At 72.3% G+C, this 8,117-nt stretch carries 9 protein-coding genes and 1 pseudogene; 5 read left to right on the top strand and 5 right to left on the bottom strand.

The window, feature by feature from the left end; translation table 11 throughout:
- A partial coding sequence (locus tag C6N75_RS31685) for a YrrC family ATP-dependent DNA helicase (protein ID WP_146132615.1) occupies positions 1-202 on the bottom strand: 202 nt, incomplete at its 3' end.
- Between the two features lie 157 nt (positions 203-359).
- Between C6N75_RS31685 and C6N75_RS19940 the strand changes: the two genes are divergently transcribed.
- From C6N75_RS19940 to C6N75_RS19920, 5 genes are read left to right on the top strand one after another with little or no spacing between them, the layout of a single operon-like run.
- Complete coding sequence (locus C6N75_RS19940) at positions 360-770, top strand: SseB family protein (RefSeq protein ID WP_258177507.1); 411 nt, start codon at positions 360-362, stop codon at positions 768-770.
- 13 nt (positions 771-783) lie between these two features.
- A complete protein-coding gene (locus C6N75_RS19935; protein WP_105870276.1) occupies positions 784-1,431 on the top strand; it encodes a hypothetical protein in 648 nt (215 codons plus the stop codon).
- Positions 1,431-3,152, top strand: coding sequence for a putative T7SS-secreted protein (locus C6N75_RS30805; RefSeq protein WP_181160543.1), 1,722 nt, complete (start codon positions 1,431-1,433; stop codon positions 3,150-3,152). Before C6N75_RS19935 ends, C6N75_RS30805 begins: the two co-directional genes overlap by 1 nt.
- A 22-nt stretch (positions 3,153-3,174) precedes the next feature.
- Entirely contained in the window at positions 3,175-3,612 is a 438-nt protein-coding gene (locus C6N75_RS19925; RefSeq protein ID WP_105870275.1) for a DUF4279 domain-containing protein, read from the top strand.
- Positions 3,613-3,617: 5 nt separating this feature from the next.
- Positions 3,618-4,094 (top strand): hypothetical protein, encoded by a 477-nt coding sequence (locus tag C6N75_RS19920; RefSeq protein ID WP_105870274.1) that lies wholly within the window; start codon positions 3,618-3,620, stop codon positions 4,092-4,094.
- 285 nt (positions 4,095-4,379) lie between these two features.
- On the opposite strand, the gene C6N75_RS19915 is transcribed toward C6N75_RS19920, so the two are convergent.
- The 4 genes and pseudogenes from C6N75_RS19915 to C6N75_RS19900 form a co-directional block, all read right to left on the bottom strand.
- Complete coding sequence (locus C6N75_RS19915; RefSeq protein ID WP_105870273.1) at positions 4,380-4,844, bottom strand: GNAT family N-acetyltransferase; 465 nt, start codon at positions 4,842-4,844, stop codon at positions 4,380-4,382.
- A 9-nt stretch (positions 4,845-4,853) separates the two neighbouring features.
- A pseudogene (locus tag C6N75_RS19910) lies at positions 4,854-5,691 on the bottom strand (sugar phosphate isomerase/epimerase family protein).
- A 44-nt stretch (positions 5,692-5,735) separates the two neighbouring features.
- Positions 5,736-6,908 (bottom strand): dihydrodipicolinate synthase family protein, encoded by a 1,173-nt coding sequence (locus C6N75_RS19905; protein ID WP_105870272.1) that lies wholly within the window; start codon positions 6,906-6,908, stop codon positions 5,736-5,738.
- Positions 6,905-8,065 carry a Gfo/Idh/MocA family protein gene (locus tag C6N75_RS19900; RefSeq protein ID WP_105870271.1) on the bottom strand — a complete coding sequence of 387 codons (1,161 nt, stop codon included), beginning with the start codon at positions 8,063-8,065 and terminating at the stop codon, positions 6,905-6,907. Before C6N75_RS19900 ends, C6N75_RS19905 begins: the two co-directional genes overlap by 4 nt.
- Positions 8,066-8,117 lie beyond the last annotated feature (52 nt).

The following is an 8,117-nucleotide window of genomic DNA, read 5'->3' as shown; positions in this document are numbered from 1 at the left end:
GCGCCCCGAGCAACGCCCCCACCACCGTGAGCAGTTCGCCCCCGCCCCGCCCGGTGTCCACCCGCGCGACCGTGTAGCCGCTCTCCTCGTTGGCGTACGTGATCCGCTCCAGCACACCCTCGACCACGGCGGGACGCGACCCGGCCCCCGGCGCGCCCGCCGGACCCGCTCCCGCCGTGGACGATGAGGACGATGACGACATGCCCCGACGGTAGCGCCCGCCTCGGACAGCGGGTGGGGGCCTGTGGACGGCCTGGCCACCGAAGAGGACACGGACGGGGCACTCGTTCGCGCCATCCGCCGCGTACGGCTGATTGTCCACGTTGCTTGGCTGATCGTCATTTGACAGCATTCCGAGCGTGTTCGACACGGGGGACCATGACTCAGGGCCACTCGCTGGACCGGCCGAAGTGACGGAAGCCCGGCGGCGGTTCGCGCGCCTGCTCGGCGAGTTCCGGCGCACCGCCGTGCTGGTGCCGCTCGACGAGCGGGACAGCCTGTGGACGGCGGACTTCGGCGGCGTGCGCTGGATCTGCGCCTTCTCCGACGCGCCCGCCCTGGCCCGGTTCGCCTACGCCCGCGGCGAGTCGGACCGGGAATGGGCCTACCGCTCGCTCCTCGGGGCGCGGCTGCTGGACGCGGTCGTCCCGGCGCTCCCCGGCCCGGGCGGGGTGGCACTGGACGCCGGAAGCCACGACGGGATGCTCTTCCCGCCGGTGGCGGGCGTGGTGCCCGACACGGTAGCGGTGGATCTCGGGGGACGACGGTGAACGGGGGCACGAAGTGAGCGGTGGTGAACCGGACCTGGCGGCGTCCCAGGAGGTGCTGACGGCGATCGCCCGGGGGATCGACCTGGCCCACTCCGAGCTGAAGGACCTCGGCACGCTCGGACAGGCGTCGGTCGGCCGGGGCTTCTCCGGCCTGGCCCTGTCCGCCCTGGAGCTGGGGCACGGTGGACTGGCGGCCGAGTTCGGCACCTTCTGTGAGCGCTGGGAGTGGGGTGTGCGCGCGCTCTCCCTCAGCGGCAGCCTCCTCGCGCACTCCCTCGGGCTGTCGGCCGGCTCCTTCGCCGAGCAGGAGCAGTACGTCGAGGACACCATCAAGATCGGCGTGCACTCGATCCGTGGCAACCCGCACCTGTCCGAGGAGGAGGTCACGCGGATGAGTTGGCGGACCGTCCGCGACCAGAGCCCCACGGACGGCGCCGACTGGAGCGCCGAGTCGATGCGCGAGGCGGAAGCCGAGGTGGTGCAGACCTGGCGCAACACCGCGTACGACGTCGAGGACTCGCTGCTGGACTCGATGGAGCACTCCGGCACCGTCGACCCGCGGCTGCGGGCGGAACTGGACGGCGAGCTCAAGGAGACACTGGCACCGGACCAGGCGACCGTCGAGCAGGCCGAGCAGCCCCGGTGGGGAGAGGGCCGTTGATGGCGGGCTGGGAAGGCTTCAAGGACCTCGCCGGCGAGGTCACGGACCAGGTCGTCGACACCGTCGACCACGGGATCGACAAGGGCAAGGAGTTCGTCGGCGAGGGCGTCGACTGGACCACGGACAAGGTCGGCGGCGGGCTGCGCACGGCCGGCCACGCGGGGCTGGCGGAAACCGTCGAGGACTGGGGCGACGAGACCGCCTCCTCACTCGGCGCCGAGGTCGGCGAGAAGGAACTGGGCCAGACCGACGACGCCGAAGAGCTGATCCACGGCAAGCCGGGTGAGATCGGCGCGACGGTGAGGAACCTCCGGGACTTCCAGCGCGCCTACGACCTGGTCGGTGCCGGGCTGAGACGGATCGACTCCAGCCCGTGGAAGGGCGAGGCGGCCGAGGCCTTCCGGGACAAGCTGCGCCCCCTGCCCGCCGACTGGCTGCACGCCGCCGACGCCTTCGAGGACGCGGCCAAGGCTCTGGAGTCCTACGCGCTGGCGCTCGCCGCCGCCCAGGGCAAGGCCCGGGAGGCCATCGCGCTGTACCAGGAGGGCACCGTACAGAGTGAGGCCGCGGTCACCGCCTACAACAAGAAGGTCGACGCCTACAACGCAGCGCGCAACGGTGACGATCCGCTGCCCCACCCCGGTGAGTTCTCCGACCCCGGCACGGCGAAGGTGAAGCGGGCGCACGCGGTGCTGGCCGCTGCCCGGCGCGCCCGCGACGGGATGGCCGAAACCGCCACGTCGATGCTCATCGCGGCGATGGCGCACGCTCCCCGGGAGCCGACCGGACGCGAGAAGCTGAAGCGAGACTTCATCGACCACAGCCTCAACCTCGGCGTCGAGGGCACGCACCTGGCCGGCGGGGTGGTGAAGGGCACGGCCGGACTGGTCGGCTTCGTCCGCTCACTCCTCCCGGTCGACCCCTACAACATCACCCACCCCGCTGAGTACACCAAGGGCGTCAACACCACGCTCGCCGGACTGGTCTCGTCGGCCGCCAACCCCGACCGTGTGGCGCAGAACACCTGGGAGGCCGCCAAGGGCGACCCGATGGAGTTCTTCGGGCGCCTGCTTCCCGAGGCCGTCGGGCCCAAGGGCGTCGGACTGGTCCGCACCGCCGGGCGGGCGGGCATGGCCAGAGCGCCCGCTGGTCAGCCGCCGACCAGACCGCTTCTACCGTCAACCGGCAAGTCGAGCAGCCATACGGGCGACCCGTTGGACAACCTGACGAGTCGAGGCGCCGGTGGCGAGCTCCCCGCCTTCGAGGAGGTCAAGAGGGCAGTCATGGAGAGCAGCCCTCAAGTCGTCGAGCGCAAATGGCCTGACGATGACGGACGTTACTACGCCACCAGAGTTCTGGAGGGCGGAAGGCCCGACGGCGAGACGGTCCTCGCGGGACACGGTTACTACGAGCACATGGCAGGCGAGGTCACCGTGCCCGAGGGCACCACCGTCTCCTTCTACATCCCGCACGGCGAGCGCATACCGGGCCTCAACGGCGTAGCTGTCGAGGGCGGTTCCTACCCCGGCCACGCTGTGGAGACTTTCGGGCCGGGGGACCGGATTCCCAACTACACACTCGCCCCTCCCGAGGCCAAAGGCCCAGGTGGCTTCACCGTCTACGAGAACTCTTCGACCGTGGCGCAGCGGACAAAGCTCGCAGAACTCCTTACGGAGAACATGGGGAACGTGCACTGGGCTGCCTGCAGGGAATTCAAGTAACATCAATTGCCTGACCAAAGAGATGGCGATAGAGATGACACGCGACCAAGATGGCGCCGCCAAGCCCTGGGCCGTCCCGGCCACGGATTTCATCATTCAAGGGTCCGAACTCAACCCGGACCACGTGACAGCATTCTTGGGAATCGAGCCCACGAAGGCCAACCCACCCGGCGACGACCCCTGGGGGCCGCCCGGCAGGCAGGACGGGCGGTGGGTACTGGGATGCGATGAGTGGTCCACCCGCGACCTGTCGGAGCAGCTCGACACGGTGCTCACGCCGGTCGAGGCCCGAAGCGGCCTCGTCCACTCCCTACTGGCCGAGCCGGGAGTACGCGCGGTCATCCGCATCAGCGGATATGCGGAGAACGACGCGCAGATCATGTTGTCCGCCGCCGAAGTACTCCGGTTGGCCCGGCTGGGAGTGCCCTTGGTTCTCGCGCCCAGCCTCAGCGAGAGGTGAGGTCAATGAGCGAGAAGACAGCCCCGGATGCCGCTGGCGCGAGCGGGCAGTGGCGGGAGATCACCGTCTCGCTGGCGGTGACCAAGCCCGGCCTTTCACCATCCGCAGTAGAGCAGACACTGAGCGGCATCCGGTTCGCGGATACCGGTGCCGGGGGCAGCGTCCATACCGGGCCGAATTGGTGGGCCTACTCGGTGGACCCTCGCCGGCCCGACGGCCTGGAAGGGAGCGTGACGGCGCTCGTCGCGGATGTCTCGCTCGCCCTCGACGGGCTCCGTGCTCTCGTCCACCAGGGTCATACGGTGCAGATCGCTGTTTCCGGCGTCGTCGAACCGGGCCCCGAGTGGTGGCTCCCTTGGACCCAGCTCACTCTCTCCCCGCGGTCTGCCGCCCAACTGGCGACACTGGACCTGCCCGTGTCGTTCACGGTGCTCACTCCGGACAACGAGCCGGCCGAAGATCCCCTTGCCTGGCTCGACTGAATGATGGGTCGATTCGAGGGCGGCGCAGGGACGGCCCTCCACTCGGTCGACCGGGATCGACGGACGGACCCTGGGTTGCAGACGCGAGACGGCCGGCCGTCTGCTGTCCCGCACCATCGCCCTTGACCACACCGCCCCGCCATGAGCGGGAGCGCGACCGAGTGGTCCGTGCACGGACGCCGCCACGGGCCGGACCTGCGAGGGGGACGCGGCCGGCCAGGAGACGACAGGACGCCGACGGACGACCGAGGGAACGGTCCTCGGGATGACCGGGCCCGGGGGGAGTCAGAGGGCGAGGACGCCTACGGTCTGGTCTTCTACCTGTTCGCCGGTCTTGTGGAAGCCGAGGCCGAGGTAGAAGGGCTCGGGGCCGTGGGGGCCCGGGTGCCAGGTGACGTGGAGGCGGTCGGCGCCGCGGCGGCGGAGTTCGGCGGTGACGGCCGCGACGGCGAAGCGGCCGTAGCCCTTGCCCTGGTGGTCGGCTGCGATGTTGAGGCGCCAGAGGCCGGAGCGCACGTCGCCCGAACCGTCGCCCTTCCAGTCGATGTCCAGGAAGACCATCAGGAAGCCGACCGCCTGGTCGCCGTCCATGATGAGGCGCGGCCAGGCGGTCTCGCCGTGGACGTAGGCCTCGGCCAGGGACTTGGCGACCGGTGCCACCGCGACCTCCTGGTCGGGGCGGACCCGCACGGCCAGGGCGGCGTCCAGGTTGGCGGGGGTGAGCACTTCGAGCCGAGGGCGGGATGTCATGGGCGGAGACTAGGCGGGCCGCGGGCTGGGGTGCGCGGGGTTTTCCCGGGGCCCGGGTGACGGGTGCTCGCACACCTCGCGCCGGTAGCGGCGTACGGTCTCTGCGATCACTTCGGCGCCGTCGCGGGCCCAGAGGTCCTCGTTGAACAGCTCGACCTCGATGGGGCCGGTGTAGCCGGCGGCGTCGGTGAGGCGGCGCCAGGCGCGCAGGTCCACGCAGCCGTCGCCGAGCTGGCCGCGGCCGGTGAGGACGCCGGCCGGGAGCGGGACGGTCCAGTCGGCGAGCTGGAGGGAGTGCAGGCGGCCCGCGGCGCCGGCGCGGGCCACGGCGGCGGGGGCCCGGTCGTCCCACCAGACGTGGTAGGTGTCCACGACCACGCCGACCTGGGTCGCGGGGAAGGGTTCGGCGAGCGCGAGGGCCTGGTCGAGAGTGGAGACGGCGCAGCGGTCGGCCGCGTACATGGGGTGGAGCGGTTCGATGGCGAGGCGGACGCCGTGGTCGGCGGCGTACGGGACGAGTTCGGCGAGGGCGTCGGCGATGCGCTCGCGGGCGCGGGTGAGGTCGCGGCTGCCGGGGGGGCAGACCGCCGCAGACCAGGACGAGGGTGTCGGTGCCGAGGGCGGCGGCCTCTGCGACGGCGGCGCGGTTGTCGGCCGAGGAGTCCGAGGCGGTGAAGAAGCCGGCGCGGCAGAGGGTGGTGACGGTGAGGCCGGCGTCCTGGACCAGTTCGGCGGCGGCCTTGAGGCCGTAGGCCCGGACCGGTTCGCGCCAGAGGCCGATGCCGGGGACGCCGAGGCGGGCGCAGGCGTCCACCAGGGACGGCAGGGGGAGCTGTCTCACCGTCATCTGGTTGATGCTGAGGCGGGCGAGGCCGTCGGCGGGGCTGGTCGTCACTGGGGGACTCCGTGGACGGTGAGGAGGGCGCGCATGCGGTGGGCGGCCAAGGCGGGGTCGGGGAACAGGGCGAGGCGGTCGGCCAGTTCGTAGGCGCGGGCCAGGTGCGGGAGGGAGCGGGCCGAGTGGAGGCCGCCGACCATGGTGAAGTGGTCCTGGTGGCCGGCCAGCCAGGCGAGCAGCACCACTCCGGTCTTGTAGTGGCGGGTGGGCGCGGCGAAGAGGTGCCGGGCGAGCTCGACGGTGGGGTCGAGGACGGCGCGGAAGGCGGCGCGGTCGCCGGTGTCGAGGAGGCGCAGGGCCTCGGCGGCCAGGGGCGCGAGGGGGTCGAAGACGCCGAGGAGGGCGTCGCTGAAGCGGGCGCCGGGGGTGGCGGGGTCGTCGCCCGCGATGAGTTCGGGATAGTGGAAGTCGTCGCCGGTGTAGCAGCGGACGGCGGGAGGGAGGCGGCGGCGCAGGGCCGCCTCGCGGCCGGCGTCCAGGAGGGAGACCTTCACTCCGTCGACCTTGTCCGGGTGCGCGGCGATGATCCGGAGGAAGGTGCCGGTGGCGGCGTCGAGGTCGGGTGAGCCCCAGTAGCCGGTCAGGGCCGGGTCGAACATCGGCCCCAGCCAGTGCAGGATGACCGGCTCGCGGGCCTGGCGCAGGAGGTCGGTGTAGAGGGTGAGGTAGTCGTCGGCGGTGGCGGCGGTGGCGGCCAGGGCGCGGGAGGCCATCAGGACGGGCTGGGCGCCGGCCGACTCGACGTGGGCGAGTTGCTGCTCGTAGGCGGTGCGGACGTCGGTGAGGGTGGCGGGTCCGGGTGGCAGCTGGTCGGTGCCGGCGCCGGCGGCGATGCGCCCGCCGCAGGCCCGCGCCTCGGCGGCGGAGCGGGTGATCAGCTCGGCGGCCGCGGGCCAGTCCAGGCCCATGCCGCGCTGGGCGGTGTCCATGGCCTCGGCGACGCCGAGCCCGTGCGCCCACAGGTGGCGGCGGAAGGCGAGGGTGGCGTCCCAGTCGAGGGCGGCGGCCGGGCCGTCGGGGGTGGTGTCGGCGTACGGGTCGGCGACGACGTGCGCGGCGGAGAGGACGGTGCGGGAGGTGGCCGGTGCACCGGGGCCGGCGGTACGGGGCTCGGTGCGCGGGCGGTAGTCGCCGTGGGGAAGGCGGAGGGTGGTCGCGGTGGTCACAGGGACAACTCCGGGACGTCGAGGCGGCGGCCCTCGGCGGAGGACCTCAGGCCCAGCTCGGCGAGTTGCACGCCGCGGGCGCCGGCCAGCAGGTCCCAGCGGTAGGGCTCGTCGCGGACGACGTGCCGCAGGAACAGCTCCCACTGGGCCTTGAAGCCGTTGTCGAAGTCGGCGTTGTCGGGGATCTCCTGCCACTGGTCCCGGAAGGAGCCGGTGGCGGGGAGGTCCGGGTTCCAGACCGGCTTGGGGGTGGCCGAGCGGTGCTGCGCCCGGCAGCCGCGCAGCCCTGCGACGGCCGAGCCGTGGGTGCCGTCCACCTGGAACTCGACCAGTTCGTCGCGGTGGACGCGGACCGTCCAGGAGGAGTTGATCTGGGCGGTGACCGGGCCGTCGGGGCCGGCGAGGGTGAAGATGCCGTACGCGGCGTCGTCGGCGGTGGCGGCGTACGGCTTGCCGTGTTCGTCCCAGCGCTCGGGCAGGTGCGTGGCGACCTGCGCGGTGACGGAGGTGACCGGCCCGAACAGCTCGTGCAGCACGTACTCCCAGTGCGGGAACATGTCGACGGCGATGCCGCCGCCGTCCTCGGCGCGGTAGTTCCAGGAGGGGCGCTGGGCCTCCTGCCAGTCGCCCTCGAAGACCCAGTAGCCGAACTCGCCGCGTACGGACAGGATCCGGCCGAAGAAGCCGCCGTCGATCAGCCGCTTCAGCTTGAGCAGGCCGGGAAGGAACAGCTTGTCCTGGACCACGCCGTGCTTCACGCCGGCGTCGCGCGCGAGCCGGGCCAGTTCGAGGGCGCCGGCCGTGCCGGAGGCGGTCGGCTTCTCGGTGTAGACGTGCTTGCCGGCCGCGACGGCCCTCTTCAGCGCGTCCGGGCGGGCGGCGGTGACCTGGGCGTCGAAGTAGACCTCGGTGCGCTCGTCGGCGAGGACGGCGTCGAGGTCGGTGGACCACTCGGTCAGCCCGTGCCGCTGGGCGAGCGCGCGCAGGGCGTGCTCGCGCCGGCCGACGAGGACCGGCTCCGGCCACAGCACCTCGCCGTCGCCGAGGTCGAGGCCGCCCTGCTCGCGCAGCGCGAGGATCGAGCGGACCAGGTGCTGGCGGTAGCCCATGCGGCCGGTGACGCCGTTCATGGCGATACGGATGGTTCTGCGGGTCATGGCGTGCGGCCTCCGGGACGGGGGGCGGATGACGGGAGGGGCGTACGGGGAC

Source organism: Streptomyces solincola (assembly GCF_002982015.1).
Classification (GTDB): Bacteria; Actinomycetota; Actinomycetes; order Streptomycetales; family Streptomycetaceae; genus Streptomyces; species Streptomyces solincola.
This window is presented reverse-complemented; position numbering and strand designations above follow the sequence as displayed.